At 67.7% G+C, this 20,169-nt stretch carries 15 protein-coding genes; 7 read left to right on the plus strand and 8 right to left on the minus strand.

The window, feature by feature from the left end; all coding sequences use genetic code 11:
- Positions 1-119: 119 nt before the first annotated feature.
- Positions 120-2,354, minus strand: coding sequence for a glycoside hydrolase family 3 N-terminal domain-containing protein (locus ACFPN9_RS00640; RefSeq protein ID WP_197426651.1), 2,235 nt, complete (start codon positions 2,352-2,354; stop codon positions 120-122).
- A 176-nt stretch (positions 2,355-2,530) separates the two neighbouring features.
- Between ACFPN9_RS00640 and ACFPN9_RS00645 the strand changes: the two genes are divergently transcribed.
- Positions 2,531-3,160: a YitT family protein gene (locus ACFPN9_RS00645; protein WP_066722144.1), complete on the plus strand. Its 630-nt coding sequence runs from the start codon at positions 2,531-2,533 to the stop codon at positions 3,158-3,160.
- 86 nt (positions 3,161-3,246) lie between these two features.
- Positions 3,247-4,422, plus strand: a complete 1,176-nt coding sequence (locus ACFPN9_RS00650; RefSeq protein ID WP_377814931.1) for an alpha-hydroxy acid oxidase — start codon at positions 3,247-3,249, stop codon at positions 4,420-4,422.
- A 15-nt stretch (positions 4,423-4,437) separates the two neighbouring features.
- Here ACFPN9_RS00650 and ACFPN9_RS00655 read toward each other — a convergent pair whose 3' ends face one another.
- From ACFPN9_RS00655 to ACFPN9_RS00665, 3 genes are read right to left on the minus strand one after another with little or no spacing between them, the layout of a single operon-like run.
- Positions 4,438-5,394, minus strand: a complete 957-nt coding sequence (locus tag ACFPN9_RS00655) for a Bug family tripartite tricarboxylate transporter substrate binding protein (RefSeq protein ID WP_066722138.1) — start codon at positions 5,392-5,394, stop codon at positions 4,438-4,440.
- The gene (locus tag ACFPN9_RS00660) at positions 5,391-5,756 is read right to left on the minus strand and encodes an AtuA-related protein (RefSeq protein ID WP_066722137.1); all 366 of its coding nucleotides are present in this window, start codon (positions 5,754-5,756) and stop codon (positions 5,391-5,393) included. The genes ACFPN9_RS00655 and ACFPN9_RS00660 overlap by 4 nt, the downstream gene beginning before the upstream one ends.
- A 1-nt stretch (position 5,757) precedes the next feature.
- Positions 5,758-7,098 (minus strand): acyclic terpene utilization AtuA family protein, encoded by a 1,341-nt coding sequence (locus tag ACFPN9_RS00665; protein WP_066722135.1) that lies wholly within the window; start codon positions 7,096-7,098, stop codon positions 5,758-5,760.
- 87 nt (positions 7,099-7,185) lie between these two features.
- On the opposite strand from ACFPN9_RS00665, the gene ACFPN9_RS00670 reads away from it, so the two are divergent.
- Entirely contained in the window at positions 7,186-8,088 is a 903-nt protein-coding gene (locus tag ACFPN9_RS00670) for a LysR family transcriptional regulator (RefSeq protein ID WP_066722133.1), read from the plus strand.
- 120 nt (positions 8,089-8,208) lie between these two features.
- Here the strand turns inward: ACFPN9_RS00670 and ACFPN9_RS00675 are convergent, their stop codons facing one another.
- On the minus strand, positions 8,209-9,213 hold the full coding sequence (locus tag ACFPN9_RS00675; RefSeq protein ID WP_066722131.1) for an alpha/beta fold hydrolase: 1,005 nt from the start codon (positions 9,211-9,213) through the stop codon (positions 8,209-8,211).
- 159 nt (positions 9,214-9,372) lie between these two features.
- Here ACFPN9_RS00675 and ACFPN9_RS00680 point away from each other — a divergent pair, with 159 nt between their 5' ends.
- The gene (locus ACFPN9_RS00680) at positions 9,373-9,822 is read left to right on the plus strand and encodes a MarR family winged helix-turn-helix transcriptional regulator (RefSeq protein ID WP_066722129.1); all 450 of its coding nucleotides are present in this window, start codon (positions 9,373-9,375) and stop codon (positions 9,820-9,822) included.
- Between the two features lie 91 nt (positions 9,823-9,913).
- Here ACFPN9_RS00680 and ettA read toward each other — a convergent pair whose 3' ends face one another.
- Positions 9,914-11,566, minus strand: a complete 1,653-nt coding sequence (gene ettA / locus ACFPN9_RS00685) for an energy-dependent translational throttle protein EttA (RefSeq protein ID WP_066722127.1) — start codon at positions 11,564-11,566, stop codon at positions 9,914-9,916.
- Positions 11,567-12,237: 671 nt separating this feature from the next.
- Between ettA and ACFPN9_RS00690 the strand changes: the two genes are divergently transcribed.
- From ACFPN9_RS00690 to ACFPN9_RS00700, 3 genes are all read left to right on the plus strand, one after another.
- A complete protein-coding gene (locus ACFPN9_RS00690) occupies positions 12,238-15,066 on the plus strand; it encodes a P-loop NTPase fold protein (RefSeq protein WP_066722125.1) in 2,829 nt (942 codons plus the stop codon).
- A gap of 184 nt (positions 15,067-15,250) precedes the next feature.
- A complete protein-coding gene (locus ACFPN9_RS00695; protein ID WP_066722123.1) occupies positions 15,251-16,216 on the plus strand; it encodes a Bug family tripartite tricarboxylate transporter substrate binding protein in 966 nt (321 codons plus the stop codon).
- 110 nt (positions 16,217-16,326) lie between these two features.
- Entirely contained in the window at positions 16,327-17,163 is an 837-nt protein-coding gene (locus ACFPN9_RS00700) for an MBL fold metallo-hydrolase (RefSeq protein WP_066722122.1), read from the plus strand.
- A 10-nt stretch (positions 17,164-17,173) separates the two neighbouring features.
- Here ACFPN9_RS00700 and ACFPN9_RS00705 read toward each other — a convergent pair whose 3' ends face one another.
- Positions 17,174-18,982, minus strand: a complete 1,809-nt coding sequence (locus tag ACFPN9_RS00705) for a monovalent cation:proton antiporter-2 (CPA2) family protein (RefSeq protein ID WP_066722120.1) — start codon at positions 18,980-18,982, stop codon at positions 17,174-17,176.
- Between the two features lie 87 nt (positions 18,983-19,069).
- Positions 19,070-20,083 carry an aldo/keto reductase gene (locus ACFPN9_RS00710; RefSeq protein WP_066722118.1) on the minus strand — a complete coding sequence of 338 codons (1,014 nt, stop codon included), beginning with the start codon at positions 20,081-20,083 and terminating at the stop codon, positions 19,070-19,072.
- Positions 20,084-20,169 lie beyond the last annotated feature (86 nt).

A 20,169-nucleotide genomic window follows, 5' to 3' on the forward strand; every position in this document is an offset into this window, starting at 1 on the left:
CTTGAAGCCAAAGCGTCGTTACGACTGCCGGATGCACTGCCCCGACAGCCACGCGGCAAGGATTGTCCGAAACGTCAGTGTTGTCGAGAGCAAAGCGTCGGCAAATAAAGCCTCGCCGTTCAAGACTTGGTCAGCGTCACCTGCGTCATCACAGAGGTTTGCGACGACCCGCCTAGATATATCTCGATCAGGCCCGGCTCCACGACGTAGCGACCGGCATCATCATGTGCGCCGAGATGTCGCGCCTCGAGGCGAAAGCGCATTGTGCGGGTCTCGCCCGGCCGCAGCATCGGCTTGTCGAACGCCTTCAGTTCCCTAACCGGTCGCGAGCGGCTGGCGACCGGCTGGCGGATGTAGAGCTGCACCACCTCCTGCCCCTCGCGGCTGCCGGCATTGGTGACGTCGACCGACACCTCGACGCTGCCGTCCAGCGCCATGGACGGCCGCGACACGCGGGCATTCGCATAGGTGAAGGTGGTGTAGGAGAGCCCGTGGCCGAAGGGGTAGAGCGGCTCGTTGGCCTCGTCCATGAAGATCGATTCATAGCGCTGGCGGATCTTCTGCGGCCGCCCCGTCGGCAGATGGTCGTAATAGACCGGAATCTGCCCGACCGAGCGCGGGAAGCTCATGGGCACCCGCCCCGACGGGTTGATCTTGCCGGTGAGGATGTCGGCGATGGCGGTGCGGCCTTCCGTGCCGCCATGGAAGGTCTGCAGGATGGCGGCGACATGGGCATCGGCCCAGGTCAGGACGAGCGGGCGCCCGGTCGCCAGCACCAGCACGACCGGCTTGCCCGTCGCGACCAGCGCCTCGAGCAGGGGCTGCTGGACACCGGGCAGATCGAGCTTCGTGCGCGAGGCGCCCTCCCCCATGAACTCGCAGTCCTCGCCCAGCATCGCGACGATCAGGTCGCTCGCGGCGGCGGCGCGGATGGCGGCCTCCTTATCGGCGAACTCCGTGCCGCAGGCCTTGGTGAAGGCCGGTTCATAGGTCACGGCGACATCGGCCGGCAGGCGCTCCTTCAGCGCCTCGGGCAGCCCCTGCACGACGCGGCGGCCGAGCCCCGCGGGGTCGGTCCAGACGCGCTCGTCCTCGGGCCGCGCCATCGCGCCGATCACGGCGACAGACTTCACCGACGCACCGATCGGCAGGACCCCGCCGGCATTCTTCAGCAGCATCGCGCCTTCCCGGGCCGCCTGCAGCGCCACCTGGCGGGCGCCTTCCGTCTGCATCAACGACGGCGCGGCAGCGGGGTCGACATCGGGTCTGTCGAACAGCCCGAGATGGAACTTGACCCGCAGCACCCGCCGAACGGCCTCGTCCAGCGCTTTCACGGGGACACGCCCAGCCTTCACCTCGGCGGCGAGGTGCTTGTGGTAGACGTCGCCCATCATGTCCATGTCGATGCCGGCGAGCAGCGCCTTGCGCGCGGCCTCCGCGTCATCCCTGGCGATGCCATGCAGGCGCAGCTCGGTGATCGAGCCGAAATCGGAGGTTACGAAGCCGCGGAAACCCCATTGCCCGCGCAGCAGATCGGTCAGCATGGCCCTGTTTGCTGTCGCCGGGATCCCGTTCAGCGCATTGAAGGCCGCCATGGCGGTCATCGAGCCCGCATCGAAGGACGCCTTGAAGGGCGGCAGATGCAAGTCGAAGAGCTGGCTGGTCGGGATCCAGGTCGAATTGTAGTCGCGCCCGGCCTCCCCCGCGCCGTAGCCGACGAAATGCTTCACCGAAGTCGCGACGCCACCACGCTGATAGCCGCGCGTGCGCGCCGCCGCGACGACGGACGCCAGATGTACGTCCTCGCCCGCACCCTCGAGCACGCGGCCCCAGCGCGGATCGCGCGACATGTCGACCATCGGCGCGAAGGTCCAGTTGATGCCGGCAGCCGACGCCTCGCGCCCGGTCCAGTAGGCGGCCTCCTCGATCAGCGCCGGGTTCCAGGTCGAGGCTTGGCCGAGCGGCAGCGGGAAATAGGTGGAGAAGCCGTGGACGGCATCGAGCCCGATGATCAGCGGGATCTTGAGACGACTCTCGCGCAGCGCCTTCTGCACCGCCAGAACCTCGGCCGGCACGACGAAGTTCATCACCCCGCCCATGCGGCCGGCCTTGACCTGGCCGATGTCGAAGCCGTCGCCGCGCCCCGACAGATGCAGCTGGCCGACCTTCTCCTCGAGCGTCATCTTCCCCAGCAGCGCGTCGATCCGCCGCTCGATCGCATTCGCCTCGGCCCCGGTCTTCCAGGCGACGGGCCTTGCGGCCGGAACGGCTGCCGTCTGGGCGGGGGCGACGGTGGCGGCAGCCGGCATGAGCAGGCCGAGAGCGAGGAGCGTGGCGGCGAACCGCAGGGTCATGAAACGCATCTTTCGACAGGAGACCGGGCCGGGCGGGTGGCGAGACAGGTGACGGGCGTCGACCGCCGCCCTACAGGAATGCCCGGACCGGCTCAACCATCCCGGCCGGTCGCGCCGCTGGCTCGCCCATTGCATCGCTGAGCCCGGCTGAACGCGCCCTGAATCGGACGATTCCCATGTCGCAGACCACCGCCCCTCTTGCCTCGTCGATCGACCGCCACCGCTTGTACGAGGATGCGCTGGCGATCCTGCTCGGCACGCTGATGGTCTCGATCGGCATCGCGCTCTTCGCCAAGGCGACGATCATGACCGGCGGCGCGGCCGGCTTCGCCCTGCTGCTGCAATATGCGACGGGGCTCGATTTCGGCCTGCTCTTTTCGGCGATCAACCTGCCGTTCTACTGGCTCGCCTTCCGCCGCATGGGCCTGCCGTTCACGCTGCGCACCTTCGTTGCAGTCGGGCTCGTCTCCCTGCTGGTGCAGGCAACGCCGCTCTGGCTCGACATCGCCCGCATCCAGCCGCTCTATGCTGCGCTCGCGGGCGGCAGCATCATGGGGCTGGGCCTGCTCGCGCTCGCCCGCCACCGCACTGCCATCGGCGGGGTCAACATCCTCGCGCTCTATCTGCAGGAGAAACGCGGCTGGCGCGCCGGCTGGGTACAACTCGCCATCGACGCCGCCATCTTCGTCGGAGCGGCCTTCATCCTGCCGCCGGACCGGCTGGCGATCTCGCTGATCGGCACGCTCGTCCTCAACGCGGTGCTGGGCATGAACCACAAGCCGGGCCGCTACATGGGCGTGTCCTGAACGCCGCAGGGCAGCGGCCTTGCGCCCCGCCGCCGCTCATGCGAGTCACCGCCGCGGGTGACCTGAAAGCGACGAGGCTCGACACCATGGCCCAGCCCCTGACGATCGAAGATCTGCGCCTGCTGGCGAAGCGCCGCGTCCCGCGCATGTTCTACGACTATGCCGATTCCGGCGCCTGGACCGAGGGCACCTACCGCGCCAACGAGACCGATTTCGCCAAGATCAAGCTGCGCCAGCGCGTCGCCGTCGACATGACGAACCGCACGCTGGAATCGACCATGATCGGCGAGACCGTCGCCATGCCGGTCGCGCTCGCCCCGACCGGCATGACCGGGATGCAGCATCCCGATGGCGAGATCCTGGCCGCCAAGGCCGCCGCCAAGGCGGGCGTGCCCTTCACCCTCTCGACCATGAGCATCTGCTCGATCGAGGACATCGCGAACCATGTCGGCAACCCGTTCTGGTTCCAGCTCTATGTGATGAAGGACCGCGACTTCAGCGCGCGGTTGATCCAGCGCGCCAAGGCGGCCGGCGTCTCGGCGCTCGTGCTAACGCTCGACCTGCAGATTCTCGGCCAGCGCCACAAGGACATCCGCAACGGCCTCTCCGCCCCGCCGAAGCCGACGCTCGCCAACCTGATCAACCTCGCCACCAAGCCGCGCTGGTGCCTGAAGATGCTCGACACGCCGCGGCGCAGCTTCGGCAACATCGTCGGCCATGTCTCCGGCGTCGCCGACATGTCCTCCCTCTCGTCCTGGACCGCCGACCAGTTCGATCCCCGCCTCGACTGGGACGACGTCAAGCGGATCAAGGATCAGTGGGGCGGCAAGCTGATCCTCAAGGGCATCCTCGACCCCGAGGACGCCGAGAACGCCGCCCGCAGCGGCGCCGACGCGCTGATCGTCTCCAACCATGGCGGCCGCCAGCTCGACGGTGCGCTGTCCTCGATCGAGGCGCTGCCGGCCATCGTCGACCAGGTCGGCAACCGCATCGAGGTGCTGTTCGACGGCGGCATCCGCTCTGGCCAGGACGTGATCAAGGCGCTGGCGCTCGGCGCCCACGGCACCTTCATCGGCCGCGCCTTCCTCTACGGCCTCGGCGCGATGGGTGAGGCCGGCGTCACCCGCTGCCTCGAGATCATCCGCAAGGAACTCGACGTCACGATGGCGCTCTGCGGCCTGCGCGACATCAAGTCGGTCGATGAGAAAATCCTCGTCGGCGGGCGCGAGGGCGCGATGCAGCGGCTGGCGGCGGCAGGCTGATCCGCCGCTCTCGCCTCACTCGGGCTGGATGCCGGCCTTCTTGACGATGTCGGCCCATTTGGCGATCTCGGCCACGACGAAGGCTTTCAACGCCTCGGGCGAGCTGCCCTCCGGCTCGATGCCGGCGGCGAGAAGCCGGTCCTGGGTCGCCTTGTCGGCCAGCGCCGCGGCAATGGCCTTGTGCAGCGCCTCCACGACAGGTGCAGGCGTCTTGGCCGGCGCAAAGGCGGCAAACCACGCCGCCAGATCGTAGCCCGGGACGCCGGCCTCGGCCATCGTCGGCAGTTCGGGCGCAAGGGCGCTGCGGCTGGCTGTCGAGACCGCCAGACCATTGACCTTGCCGGCGCGGACCTGAGGCATCGTCGTCGAGATGTCGGCAAAGACGATGCTGATCTGGCCGCCGAGCAGATCGGTGATCGCCTGCGGGTTGCTGCGATAGGGCACATAGGTCAGGTCGATACCTGCCAGCGACTTCAGCATCTCGCCGGCGATGCGCGACGAGCTCGACCCGGCGCCGAAGGTCAGCTTGCCGGGATTGGCCTTTGCGTGGGCAACCAGTTCAGCGACGGTCTTGGCCGGAACGGAGGGGTGGGTGGTCAGGGCCAGCGTGATCGTCCCGATCTTGCCGATCGCCTCGAAACCGCCGACCGCGTCATAGGGCACCGATTTCAGCAGGCTCTGATTGGCACCATGCGTGGTATTGGTGGTGATCAGGACGGTATGGCCATCCGGCTCGGCACGGGCGACGTTCTGGGCGGCGATGACCCCGCTGGCGCCGGCCAGGTTCTCCACCACCACCGGCTTGCCCAATGTCTTGGAGACATGGTCGCCGAGGATGCGTGCGACGGCGTCGGTCGCGCTGCCCGCGGCGAAGGGCACGACGAACTTGATGTTGCGGCTCGGGAAATCCTGCGCGCCGGCCGGTAGCGCCAGCACCAGCCCCGCAACCAGCGCGGTGATCATCGTCTTCATGGCTTTTCCTCCTTATGCTGTTCTTGTTGGATGGGACCGCTTTCGGCCGCCGCCTTGCCTGGCTCGATCTCGAGATCGAGCAGCGCGGAGCTCAGGCTCTTGCCGTGGGTGTCGAGGCAGAGCGAGCGCGTCACACCACCGCCGAGCGCCTGGCGCATCACGAAATTCAGCGCGCCGAGGCTCTCGACCTCGTAGCGAACCACCTCACCCGCCACGAGCGAGCCGAAATGCGCCTTGACGCGCGCCGCCGTGACCTCGCGGACGAGTAGCGGGAAATCGGCCGGGTCGTACGCGATCAGCGAGAGGTTGGAGACGTCACCCTTGTCGCCGGAACGCGAATGGGCGATGGCGCGAAGCTTCATCTCACGCCTCCAGCCAGGTGATCACCGGGCTCACGCTCGCCCGCGGGATCGTCACGGAGCGGATGCCGAGCACCTCCCGCACCTGCCGGCTGACGCCGCCGCCCCCGGCGGGCCCGTTGGTGTAGAGGGCTTCGATCTCGGCGCCGATCAGCGCGGCGGTTGCGGCATCGGCCGTGCGGGCGGCGACCCGCAGGCGGACCTCATAGGGCTCACGGCCGCTGGCACCGGACAGCGCCTCGCCGTGCAGCGCATCGAGGCCGATCAGATCACAGCGCAGATCCTGCAGCGCGATGCCTGTCCGGGACAGGCGCTCGCGCACGATCTCGCGCGCCAACGCCGCGCGGGCCACCGCACCGGACCCGGCATAGGCGATCTGCCCTTCGCCGACGAAGCCTTCCATCAGTCCGAGCGAGACCTTGAGATCGTCGGGCCGGGAACGACCGGTCGCGCCGCTGACGGCGACCCGATCCGGCCCGATGGGCTCGACGCGGACGCGCGAGAAATCGGCGGTGACGTCGGGCGTCAGATAGCGCGCGGGGTCATGCACCTCGTAGAGGATCTGCTCCTTGCAGGTCGCCGGCGACACCACTCCGCCGCTGCCGGCCACCTTGGTGACGACGAGCGATCCGTCCTCGCCGAACTCGCCGATCGGGAAGCCGAGCCGCGCCAGTCCTGCCACATCCTTGAAGCCGGGATCCGCGAAATAGCCGCCGGTCACCTGTCCGGCGCATTCGAGCAGATGGCCAGCCAATGTGGCCTGGCCGAGCCGGTGCCAGTCATCCGCGGCCCAGCCGAAAGCATGCAGGATCGGGCCGACATAGAGCGAGGGGTCGGCGGCACGTCCGGTGATGACGAGATCCGCTCCGCCCGAGAGCGCCTCGGCGATCGGCTCGGCACCCAGATAGGCGTTCGCCGACACCAGCCTGTCGCCGAGATCGGATATGCGCTGTCCGGTCTCCTCGATCATGCTGTCGCCGTCGAGGGCGGCCAGCACGTCGTCGCCCGTGATGGCGGCGATGACCAGCGGACCGAGCCCCAGCTCCTGCGCCACACGGCGGGCCTCCGCAGCCGCGGCGAGTGGGTTCGCTGCGCCCATATTGGTGACGATGCGCGTCCCGGCGGCACGACAGGCCGGCAGTACGGCCGCGAGCCGGGTGGTCAGCAGTGGATCGAAGCCGCTTTCGGGATTGAGGCGGCGCGCCTGCTGGGCAAGGGCGATGGTTCGCTCGGCCAGGCATTCGAACACGAGATAGTCGAGCTTCCCCTGCTCGGCCAGCTCGACGGCCGGCTCGATCCTGTCGCCCGAAAACCCTGCTCCCGCTCCCAGCCGAACCTGCCGCACCACCCTGCTCCCTGATGCTGGGAAAGGGACCATGGGCCATCCGATAGGACAATTGAATTGATCGGATCGCAGTGATTATCTTCCAGTATGAATATCGACATTCGCCAGATGCGGGCCTTCCTAGCGGTCGCAGCCACGGGAAGCTTCACCCGCGCGGCCGACCGGCTCGCCCTCTCGCAGCCGGCGCTGACGGTTCAGATCCGCAAGCTCGAACAGGCACTCGCGCTGCGCATCTTCGACCGCAACACCCGCAGCGTTGCGCTGACGCGGGCGGGGCGGGACCTCCTCCCGGTCTTCGAACGGCTCGTTCGCGAACTCGACGGCATCGTCAGCGACAGCCGGGCCCAGGCCAGTCTCAGTCGAGGCGTGGTCCGGCTCGCCGTGCTGCCGTCGATTGCCTCGGGACTCCTGCCGGACATCATCGCGCGCTTCCGCCGTGCCCATCCGGACGTTCTCTTCGTGATCCGCGACGCCATCGCCGCCACGGTGAACGCCGCGACGCAAGCCGAGGAGGTCGATCTCGGCATCACGGGCGGCAGCCTGGACCTTCAGGACCTCGAAGCGCTGCTGACGACGACCGACCACATGCACGCCGTCTTTCCCCAAGGCCACGCACTGGAGCGTGAGGGCGAGGTGTCGCTGGCGGATCTGGCCGCTCACCCGCTGATCCTGATGGACAGCGCCACGAGCGTACGACAGGTCGTTGATCAGGCCTTCTCGGCCGCGGGGCTGCGCATCGAGGTGGCGGCTGAGGCGACCTATATGAGCACAGCCGCTGCGCTGGCGAGCGCCGGCCTCGGTGTGGCGATCCTGCCCGGCTCGGCGATGGAGGTCAGAGCCGTGCCTGCTTTGCGCTCCCGACGCATCGGCTCTCCCGCCTTCGCCCGACGGATCACCGTCATCCGCCGCGCCGGCCGGACCCTCCCGCCGGCCAGTGCGCTGTTCCTGCGGGAATTGCAGCAAGCCCTGGCGCCACCGCCGGAGACGTAAAGCCCGCAGCTTGGGTTCGAACCCGCGCGGCGATGTCGGGCGCTGCGGGCGAGGCAATTAACGCGAAAACGGCTGCGGGGGCGCACCGCGCCCCCGCTTCCATCATTGGCTCTGGGCGGCTCAGGCCTTCAGGAAGGCGAGCATGTCCTGGTTCAGACGGTCCTTGTGGGTCTCGGAGAGGCCGTGCGGGGCGCCCTCATAGACCTTCAGGGTAGCGCTCGGCAGCAGGCGCTTGACGGCGCGCGCGGTCGTCTCGATCGGGACGATCTGGTCGTCGTCGCCATGGACGATCAGCGTCGGCCGGTTGACCTTCTTCAGATCCGCGACGAAATCGGTCTCCGAGAACGCCTTGATCGAGTCATAGGTGTTCTTGAAGCCGGCCTGCATGCCCTGCGCATACCAGGCCTCGATCGCACCCGCGCTCGCCTTGGCGCCGGGGCGGTTGTAGCCGAAGAAGGGACCCGACGCGATGTCGCGGAAGAGCTGGCCACGGTCGGCGAGGAAGCCCTTGCGGATGCCGTCGAAGACCTCCAGCGGCACGCCGTCCGGGTTCGAGGGCGTGCGCAGCATGATCGGCGTCACCGCGGCGATGAAGCCGACCCTGGCGAGCCGCTTGGTGCCGTGGCGGCCGACATAGCGCGCCACTTCGCCGCCGCCGGTCGAGAAGCCGAAGGCCGACACGTTCTTCAGATCGAGGGCCTCGATCACCTCCGCCAGATCGTCGGCATAGTGGTCCATGTCGTTGCCGTCCCAGACCTGGCTGGAGCGGCCATGGCCGCGCCGGTCATGGCTGATGACGCGGAAACCGTTACTGGCGAGGAAGAAGGCCTGGTTCTCCCAGCTGTCGGAGGAGAGCGGCCAGCCATGGCTCAGCGTCACCACCGGACCATCCTTGGGACCCCAGTCCTTGAAGTAGAGGCGCAAGCCCTCGCGGGTGATGACATGGTCGCCATCGACGACCGGCTTGGCCGGGCGGGCCGGCGCCTTCGCGGCAGGGCGCGTCTGAGCGGCAGCTTCGCCGGTCGGCAGCGACGCGGCGGTGGCCGTGGCGGCAGCCAGGGCGATGCCGGTCAGCAGGTCGCGGCGGGCGGGAGCGTTGGCGGCGGTTTCGTTGGCGTTCGACATGATCTCGTCTCCTTCTGGTTCAGGTGGCCCGGCGGAGAACCGTCGGCCGATCTTCAGTCGCTATCGATTAGATCGTGAGCGATTGAATAAGAGCGAGCACTGTCGCTGTCAATCCCTTGCGATTGGATCGTGTGCGATTATTTTAGGCCGGACGAGGAGATGCTGATGACCGCCCCCGCCCCGCCATCCGATCCGAAGCTCGACGATTTCCTGTGTTTCGCACTTTATTCCGCCAGCCACGCCTTCAACCGGCTCTACAAGCCGCTGCTGGACGAACTCGGCCTGACCTACCCGCAATATCTCGTCATGGTGACGCTCTGGGAGCGCGACGACCGCACCGTGGGCGAGATCGGCGAACGGCTCTTCCTCGAATCCAACACGCTGACGCCGCTGCTGAAGCGCATGGAGACGGCGGGGCTCGTCTCGCGCAGCCGCGACCCGGCCGACGAGCGCCAGGTCCGCCTGCGGCTGACGGCGAGCGGCAAGGCCCTGCTGGACAAGGCCCGCAGCGTGCCGCCCTGCGTCCAGGAAGCCACGGGGCTGACGGCGGAGGAGGCCCGCAGCCTCACCGACCAGATCGCCGCCCTGCGGACGGCGCTGTCACGCTAGGCGCTCGGCTTTGGCAGCGCTGGCGCTGCCCAGAAACAGAAGAAGCCCCGCGGCACGCTCGATGCCGCGGGGCTTCTTGGTGAAGAGCGCCTCAGCGCGAGAACTTCTTGTACTGGATGCGCTTGGGGATCGTGGAGTCGATGCCGAGGCGACGCTTCTTGTCTTCTTCGTAATCGGCGAAGTTGCCCTCGAACCACTCGACATGGCTGTCGCCCTCGAAAGCGAGGATATGGGTCGCGATACGGTCGAGGAACCAGCGATCGTGGCTGATGATCACGGCGCAGCCGGCGTAATCCTCCAGCGCCTCTTCCAGCGCCCGCAGCGTGTCGACGTCGAGGTCGTTGGTCGGCTCGTCGAGCAGCAGGACGTTGGAGCCGGCCTTCAGCATCTTGGCCAGATGGACGCGGTTCCGTTCGCCGCCCGAGAGCGAGCCGACCTTCTTCTGCTGGTCGCCGCCCTTGAAGTTGAAGGCCGAGCAATAGGCGCGGGAATTGATTTCCTTCTTGCCGAGATAGATCACGTCGTTGCCGCCCGAGATCTCCTCCCAGACGTTCTTCTTGTCGTCGAGCGAGTCGCGGCTTTGGTCGACATAGCCGAGCGTGACGCTCTCGCCGATCTTGATCGTGCCGGAATCCGGCTTGTCCTGCCCAGTGATCATCCGGAACAGCGTGGTCTTGCCGGCGCCGTTGGGGCCGATCACGCCGACGATTCCGCCCGGCGGCAGCTTGAAGGTCAGCCCGTCGATCAGCAACTTGTCCTGGAAGCCCTTCGAGATGTTCTCGAAATCGACGACGTTGTTGCCCAGCCGCTCGGCGATCGGGATGATGATCTGCGCCGTGTCGGGGCCCTTGTTGTTGGCCTTCTGGACGAGCTCGTCATAGCGCTGGATGCGCGCCTTGCTCTTGGCCTGGCGGGCCTTGGGCGAGGCCGAGATCCACTCCTGCTCGCGCTCGAGCATCTTCTGGCGCGAGGCGTCCTCCCGGTTCTCCTGGGCGAGGCGCTTCTGCTTCTGCACAGACCAGGCCGAGTAGTTGCCCTCATAGGGAATGCCCTGGCCACGATCGAGCTCGAGGATCCAGCTCGTGACGTTGTCGAGGAAGTAGCGATCGTGGGTCACGATCAGGATCGCGCCCGGATAGGTCCGCAGATGGCCTTCCAGCCAGGCAGTCGTCTCGGCGTCGAGATGGTTGGTCGGCTCGTCGAGCAGCAGCAATTCCGGCTGCTCCAGCAGCAGCTTGCAGAGCGCGACGCGGCGGCGCTCGCCGCCCGAGAGCTTGGAAACGGCCCAGTCGTCCGGCGGGCAGCGCAGCGCGTCCATCGCCTGGTCGACCTTGGAGTCGAGATCCCACAGCCCCTTGGCCTCGATCTCGTCCTGCAGCGCCGTCATCTCGTCGGCGGTCTCGTCGGAATAGTTCATCGCCAGCTCGTTGTAGCGGTCGAGCACGGCCTTCTGCGGCGCGACGCCGAGCATGACGTTCTCGCGCACGGTCAGCGCCTCGTCGAGCTTCGGCTCCTGCGGCAGGTAGCCGACACGCGCGCCCTCGGCGACCCAGGCCTCGCCGGTCCACTCCTTGTCATAGCCCGCCATGATCTTGAGCAGGGTCGACTTGCCCGCGCCGTTGACGCCGAGCACGCCGATCTTGGCATCCGGATAGAAGGAGAGGTGGATGTCCTTGAGAACCTGCTTGCCGCCCGGATAGGTCTTCGACAGGCCGCGCATATGGTAGATGAACTGGCGGGACATGGGCGTGCGGGCTCCGCTGCGGGCGTGGGCTTCGGACTTTCGGGAATCTGGCCGCTAGATAGGCGACGGGGCCGGCGAAGGCAACGGGCGGCGCACGCCGGACAAATACAACCATTGCTTGCATAATTGGTTGACGCCTATCACAATGTGCGTGGCGGGGACCATTCACAACGACTGACTGCCGCCGTTTGCCGCAGGAGCAGGCGATGGAATTGACGGGTCGGGCCAAGGCATCGAGGCGCTCATCGTCCCGCAAGGGCGCATCCCAGCCGACGCCTCAGACTTCCACGCCGCCCTTGGACGTCTCCTCCCTATCATCCTCGAACGCGACCTCGTCCTTTTCGACGCCCTTTCGATCCGACCAGATCCCTCCACCCGATACGGGAGCGGACCATCGGCCGCCCCGGCCCGAGCCACAGCCGGCATCAATCCCGGACGCATCCGCCCCGCCTGATCCCGACGACCGGCCTCAGCCTTCAAGCCCCCGGCGGCGGGCGGATCAGGCCGCCGGAGAGTCATCCACATCGGCGCCGTCACCGGATCTCGCGGCTCCGATCTCTCTGACCGAGGCGCTCCGTCTCGCTCATTCCGACGCCGCCCGCGAAATCCTGCGAGCGGCGGGAGATCGGGCCATCCGCCGCGACGGCGAAGATGCCGCCACCATCGGCGTGATGCTGATCCTGCAGGCGGCCGTCGCGGTGGGCGTGACGCAGCCGCCCGGCACATGGTCCGCACCGCGGTGGCTCGTCGACTTCGCGGAGGCGCAGGGTGTTCGCGCCGAAACGATCGCGTCCTACGGCACCACCACAAGGCTGGCCTCGCCCCATCGCGGCATCATGCTGCGGGAGGCGGCTTCACGCGCGATCCGGATGGCGGTGGAGCTGGCGAAAGCGACGGTCGGCCGGTCGCGCTTCGATGCGCGCCATCTGATCGTAGCCGCCCTCGATTCTCCGGATCGGGCCGTTGTCCGCGAGATGCGCAAGGAGGCTCTCGCGATCGGGCTCGATCTGTTGGCCCTTCGCGAAAGCCTGATCGAGCGCATCCTCGAGACGCCCGAGATCGGGGAGAATGTCGAGATCTGGTCGCGCTTCCTGAAGACGCCGGGCACAGCCTGGGCAGCGCTCGGCGCGCTTGTGCCCGAAGGAGCGAAACCAGACGCCTATCCGGGTTTCGACGCCGATCGCGCGTCGACCAGCGACGCGGACCCGCTCGGCATCGGGCCCGACGTGTCCGCCTTCGCCCGGCTGATCTGTGTCGAAGAGGCGACGACGCCCCTTTCCATCGGGCTGTTCGGGGAATGGGGCTCGGGCAAATCGAGCTTCATGGAGCGATTGCAGCGCGAGATCGGCCAGCTGACCGCCAACGAGCGCGCGGCACGGCTCAGACGGGCGAGCGATCCCGCCTATGGGGAAGCGGGTGCGCAGCCCGGGACACGCTTCGTCGAGAACGTCGTCCAGATCCGCTTCAACGCCTGGCACTATGCCGATGCCAATCTCTGGGCCAGCCTGACGGCGGAGTTCTTCGATCAACTGCGAGCGGGGGGCTCGGAGCGGCAGGGACGCAATCTCCACGCGCGGCTCGTCGAGCGGGTCAATGCCCATGTCCACAATCTGGCGAGCACCCTGACCGCGACGCGCGAAGCGCTGAACGAAAGCGAACGCACGCTCATCGATGCGCAAAAAGCCCGCGACAGGGCTGTCGCGGCCGTGCCGGCCGGGCAGCGCGACGCTCTCTCGCAGACCCTGATTGATGCGATCGGCAGCGCCTATGAAAAGCACAAATCCGATCTGGCCGAGCTCGGGCGGCGCGCCTATCAGGACGATCCCTCGAAGGGCATCGACGATTTCGTCGGCGTCGCCCGGGACGTGCAGACCATCGGCGGCCAGTTGAAGACGATCGCAGCGGTCGTGATGGCGCGGGGCTGGCGTGTTGCCCTGATGCTGGTGGCCCTGGCTTTTATGGCCGCCGCAATTGCGGGCTGGGCAACGACCGACAAGGCGGATGCGACGAGCTGGCTGACCCGGTTCGGCTTCTGGGGCTGGGTCGGGGCCGTGGCCTCGGTCTCGGGCGCGGTGCTGCCGGCGATCCGGATCGTCGCAGGGATTGCAAGGAGCACCGCCGATTTCGCCGGAAAGCTCGACAGCCTGACGAAGGACAGATTGAAGGAGCTTCTCGCGCGGGAAACGGAACTGAAGCAGGCCGCGGCCGAAGCCAGGGCGCGCCGCGACGCCATGGAGCGCGCGCAACAGGCCCTGACCCGCTATGTCGATGCCGATGGGGCCACCAGCCCGCCGCGCCTCCTGCACTACATCATCGAGGACGACCCCGAGACCAAGGCGGTGGGCGCGCAGATCGGCCTGATCAGCCGCGCCAGACGTCTGTTCCACTCCGTCGAGGAAGTGGTCAAGGAAGAGCGCCGGAAGCGCCGGGCCGGAGAGGCGAATGACGGCGCGGTTCCCGATCGCATCGTGCTCTACATCGACGATCTCGACCGCTGCACCCATGCGCAGGTCTACGACGTGCTGCAGGCGATCCACCTGCTGCTCGCCTTCCAGCTCTTCGTCGTGATTGTCGGTGTCGATGTGCGCTGGGTCGAGGAGGCGGTCGCCCGCCAGTTCGTCATCCCGATCGAGGATCTTCCAGATAGCGCTACGGCGGAGGAGCGGGAGAAGGCCCGGCAGCGGGCCGAGATGGCCCGCCGCAAACGAGCGATCGACTATCTCGAGAAGATCTTCCAGCTGCCGTTCTGGCTCCGCCCCCTCGCGACCGAGGGCGAAAATGCGAGCTACGCGGCCTATGTGCGTGGCCTGCTCGAGGCCAACCGCGAAGCAGTCGGCCCCACGCCATCGACGGGAGGCGCAACCAGGCGCCCGAAGCGCGAGGCGGAGCCCGAGGACGAGCCAGACGCCGAACCGGTGGCTGATCTGTTTGCCGACATGAAGGACTTCAGCGACAGTTCCGATGCGGAAGCACTCGACCTGGCGCTCGCCACCGTGAAGCTGACCCAGGCCGAGATCGACTTCCTCGCCAGCCCAGAAATCGGTGCACTTGCCGCCAAAAGCCCTCGTGCCGTCAAGCGGATGATCAATGTCTACAGGATCGTCCGGGCGCGGCTGGAGGAGACAGAGCTGGCCGCCTTCCTCGGCGCCGCCGACGAGCCTCCGAGCTGGCCGATCGCTGCCCTGCTGGCGGCTGTTGAGTGCGGGCAGCCCGTGGAGGTGGCGGATGATCTGTACGCTGGCCTGAAGGGCGTCGAACCCGAGCGAACCCTGGCCGAGATTGCGGATCATGACGCCGAACCATTTGCACCCCTCGACGATGACGCGGTCGACGATCGTCGCCCTTATGAAGCCATCGATCGAATGAGGCGGGCATGCCCCGCCCTATGGGCAGTTAGCGAGAGTATCCGCGAGACGCGCGGGGGCAGGACCGCGACCTGCGGCGAGATGCTCGCCATGGCCCGGACCGTCCGCCGCTACTCTTTCAACCGCTATCACTGACGAGCCTTGGGAAGCGGCTGCGGTTCCATCGGCCTTCGATGAGCGGCACGGACGGGCTGCCATCACCGGGACGCCCGCAGCCTGAACACTGTATGCAGCATATCTTGATGGCCGGCCGCAAAGCAGTCTAATCTCCTGTCAGGACCAGCCGGACCAAGCCGGCGGCCATCCCTGGGGAGGGACCATGAAGATCATCGTCAAGGCTGCGCTCGGCGCGGCCGCCCTGCTCGCTGTCGCCGGCCCGTCCTGGGCCTTTCCGGATCGTCCGGTTCAGCTCATCGTGCCATGGGCCGCGGGCGGCGGCATGGACGCGGTCATGCGCATCTTCGCCGCCGGCTACGAGGCCGAGCTGAAGCAGCCGGTCAACGTCGTCAACCGCACCGGCGGCGGCGGGCTGACCGGCCACACCGCGATCGCCACCGCCACGCCTGACGGCTACACCGTCGGCGGCATCAGCCCCGAGATCTCCTTCTTCAAGACGCTCGGTCTCGGCGACATCACCATCGACAGCGTCGATTCCTTCTCGCGCGTCTCGCTCATTCCGGCCGGCGTGACGGTCAAGGCCGACAGCCCGATCAAGACGGCGGCCGATTACATCAAGGCAGTCAAGGAGAATCCCAAGGGCACCTTCATGGCCTCGGGCACCGGCGTCGGCGGCTCCTGGCACATCGCCTCGGGCGGCCTGCTCAAATCGGCGGGCATCGCGCCCGACGCCGTTCGCTGGGTGCCGAGCAATGGCGGCGCACCAGCCCTGCAGGACCTCGCCTCCGGCGGCATCAGCGTCTTCACCGGCTCGCCGATCGAGGCCAAGGCGATGCTCGATGCCGGCCGCGTCCGCACCATCCTGCTGATGACCGAAGAACGCCACCCGAACTTCCCGGATGTGCCGAGCGCCAAGGAGGCCGGGCTGGACTGGACCTATCAGAACTGGTTCGCGCTGGCCGCCCCGAAGGGAATCCCGGCCGACCGCCGCAAGATCCTGTTCGAGGCGGCCGAACGCACGATGCAACGCCCCGAGGTCCGCAAGGCGATGGCCGATCGCGGCATCACCCCCGTCTGGGACAAGCCCGGCGAGTTCGCCGCCTATGCCAAGACCTTCACCGAGCGTGGCAATGGCGTGCTGAAGGATCTCGGCCTCGCCAAGCAGTAACGACGGCGCCGCCGCGGCCTTTCACAAACGCGCCAGCGGCGGCCAACCTCCCTTTCCTTCGGCCCGGACCGTGCATCACACTGGCGGGGCCGAAGGTTGGGAGAGCGGCGATGCGGGGCTGGACGAGATCCTGGAGAACGGTTCGCAACGGGCTTCTCGCCCTGGCCGCGACGGTTCTGCTCCTGCCATCCCCCTCCCGCGCCCAGTCCGACGAGCCGGGCTGCCGACCGGAGATGGCCTCGCTCGGACTCCCCGTCCATCGGGCCAATCTGACGCTCGCCGCCCTCGGCAAGGACGAGGTGCGCATCACCTTCGTCGGCCACGCCACCTTCCTGATCGAGACGCCTGCCGGGGTGAAGATCGCGACCGACTACAACGACTATGTCCGGCCGCAGGTGACGCCCGACGTCGCCACGATGAACAAGGCCCATTCGACGCATTACTCGCGCAACCCCGATCCCGGCATCAAACAGGTGCTGCCGGGCTGGGACCCCACCGGCCGCGGCGCGGCGAAGCACGACGTGACCATGGCCGATCTGCGCGTTCGCAACGTGCCGACCAATATCCGCTCCTATTCCGGCTCGACCGATTTCGACGGCAACTCGATCTTCGTCTTCGAGATCGGCGAGCTCTGCATCGCCCATCTCGGCCATCTGCATCACCCGCTGGAACCCGGCCATCTGCGCGCGCTCGGCCGGGTCGACGTCGTGCTCTTCCCGGTCGACGGCAGCTACACCCTCGACCAGGAAGGCATGCTCGAGGTGCTGAAATCGCTGCAGGCGCGGGTGATGATCCCGATGCACTTCTTCGGCGGCAGCACGCTCAGCGGCTTCCTCGCCCGCTCTCAGGACAACTGGCCGATCGAGCGGCGCGATCAGCCGGTGATCACGGTGACGAAGGCGGGACTCCCGGCCCGGCCGACGATGATCGTGCTACCGGGGAACTGATCCCACCCTCTCAGATGTCGCCGAGATCGTCCGGGACGTTGCCGTGGATCTTGCCGGCGGTCTTCGGCTTGGTCAGCGGAGCCGGCACCGGCGCATTGCCACGGATCAGGCTGACGCCAGCATAGATGTCGCTGGCGACCTGAAGGTCGAGGCGCTCCGCATCGCGCCTGCGGACGTCCTCGGCGATCTCGGCCGCCTCCTGCTCCGGCACGCCCATGCCGAGCAGCACCGCCGTGCCGAAGGACATGGCCGATTCGAAGGTTTCGCGGATCTGGTACTCGACCCCGGCCCGGATCAGATCCATCGCATGACCGCGATCATAGGCGCGAACGAACAGTTTGGCGTGCGGGAACGCCTCCTGCGCCACGGCGACGATGCGGTTGCTGGTCTCCCGGTCATCGACGCAGACCAGGATCGCCTCGGCCCGCTCGGCCCCCGACGCATGCAGGATCTCGGGCCGCGTGCCGTCGCCGTAATGCACTTTGAAGCCGAAACCGGCCGCCGCCTGGATCAGTTCGACATCGACCTCGATGATCGAGACGCTGAAACCCCGCGCGAGCAGGGCCTGCGAGGCAACCTGACCGAAGCGGCCGAAACCGATGATCAGCGCGCGGCCATTGAGCCCGTCGGCGAGGTCGACGCCGTCGAGAGAGGTCTCCTCCGGCGGCAGAAAGCGGTCGAGCGCCAGCACCAGCAGCGGCGTCAGCGCCATCGAGAGGATGACCGTGGCGCTCGCCACCGCATTGGTCTGGGCATCGAAGATGCCGGCCGAGGCGGCGGCCGAGTAGAGCACGAAGGCGAACTCGCCGCCCTGCGAGAACAGCGCGACCCGCGTCACCGCCTCGCGCGTCCGCGAACCGGACACCTTGGCGACGATGAAGATGCCGAGTGCCTTGACGCTCATGAAGGCGATCACGGCAAAGCCGATCAGCATCCAGTTGCGGGCGATGACGCCGAGATCGAGCGACATGCCGACGGCCAGGAAGAACAACCCGAGCAGGATGCCGCGGAAAGGCTCGATATCGGCCTCGAGCTGATGCCGGAAGCTCGACTCCGAGAGCAGCACACCGGCGAGGAAGGCACCCATCGCCATGGAGAGCCCGCTGAGCTGCATCGTCAGCGCCGAGCCGAGCACGACCAGCAGCGCGGCGGCCGTCATCACCTCGCGCGCATGGGCGAGCGCCAGCAGACGGAACATCGGATTCAGCAGATAGCGCCCAGCGATGACGAGCCCGGCGACGGCGGCCGCCGCGATGCCGACCGAGAGCCAGCCATTGCTCTGCGCCGAGGAGGCCGGCGCCAACAGCGCCACCACCGCCAGCAACGGCACGATGGCGAGATCCTCCAGCAGCAGGATCGAGACCGCCTGCTGGCCCTGCGGCGTCGAACTTTCGCCGCGCTCGTTCAGCATCTGCATGACGACCGCGGTGGATGACAGGACGAAGCCCATTCCGGCAATGAAGGCGGCCGGCAGCGGCAGGCCATAGGCATAGCCGACGCCTGTCAACAAAGTGCCGCAGAGGACCACCTGCGACACGCCGAGGCCGAAAATCTCGCGCCGCAAGTTCCACAATCGTGAGGGCTGCATCTCGAGCCCGATGATGAAGAGGAACATCACCACGCCGAGTTCGGCGACGTGCAGCACGGATTCGGGGTTCGGAAACAGGCCCACGCCATAGGGGCCGATGGCGAGGCCGGCGGTGAAATAGCCCAGCACGGAGCCGAGCCCGAGCCGCCGGAACAGCGGCACGGCGACCACGCCGGCACCCAGCAGGCTCACCACCTTGATCAGATCGCCCGTGAGTCCTTCGGCCGCCATTCCGCACCTCCCGCCTGCGCCCTCAGCCGGCGCGACCGCGCTCAGTTAGGTGCGACACAGCGACAAGGCAAATGCCGGGCCGCCCGCTCACGCAGCCGTGCGCGTCGGCCGCCCCTCGATCGGGTAGGCGGGGTCGCTGTAGCCCGGCGTCGAGGGGTGGCCCGCCGGCACCAGACGGTCGATCAGCGCCTCGTCCTCGGGCGTGAAAGTGATGTCGAGCGCCGCCAGATAGGCCTGCCACTGCTCGAGCGTGCGCGGGCCGGCGATGGCGGCCGTCAGGAAGCGGTTGTTCAGCACCCAGCCCACTGCGAACTGGATCGTGGTCATGCCGCGCGCCTCGGCATGCTGCTTGATTGTCTGCGCGATCACGAGGCTTTCCTCGCGCCATTCCGTCTGCAGGATGCGCTTGTCGCCCCGCGCGGCGCGTGTGCCCTGCTGCGGCGCCTCGCCGGGGGCGTATTTGCCCGTCAGCACGCCCCGCGCCAGGGGCGAGTAGGACGCGACGCCGAGCCCGTAATAGCCGCAGGCCGGGAGGTGCTCGACCTCGGGCATGCGGTTCATCGCGTTGTAATAGGGTTGGCTGACGACCGGCCGGTCGATCCCGAGTTCGTCGCAAAGCCGGCAGATCTCGGCGACCCGCCAGGAGCGGTAGTTCGACACGCCGAAATGCCGGATCTTGCCCTGCCGCACGAGATCACCGATCGCGCGGACCGTTTCCGCCAGTGGCGTCGCATGATCTTCCTTGTGCAGATAGTAGATGTCGATGAAGTCGGTGCCGAGCCGGCGCAGGCTGTCGTCGCAGGCCTGGATCAGCCATTTGCGCGAAAGCCCGGCGCGGTTGGGGCCGGCACCCATCGGATTGGCGACCTTGGTCGCCAGCACCCAGTCGTGCCGCTGCGCGGCGATCGCCCGCCCGGTGATCTCCTCGGAGCGGCCGTCGCTGTAGGCGTCGGCCGTGTCGATGAAGTTGATGCCGGCCTCGCGGGCGTGATCGACGATGGCGCGGGAGGCGACCTCGTCGGTGGCGCCGCCGAACATCATCGTGCCCAGGCAGATCGGCGACACCTTGAGGCCGGACCGGCCGAGCTGGCGATATTCCATCGAAACGCTCCCTTCAGGCGATCGGCCCGCCGACGATCCGGGCCTGCGGGCAGCCTGCCCCAGCCCCGCCCCTCCCGCCAGCACGC

It is taken from the genome of Allobosea massiliensis (assembly GCF_042655245.1).
Classification (GTDB): Bacteria; Pseudomonadota; Alphaproteobacteria; order Rhizobiales; family Beijerinckiaceae; genus Allobosea; species Allobosea massiliensis.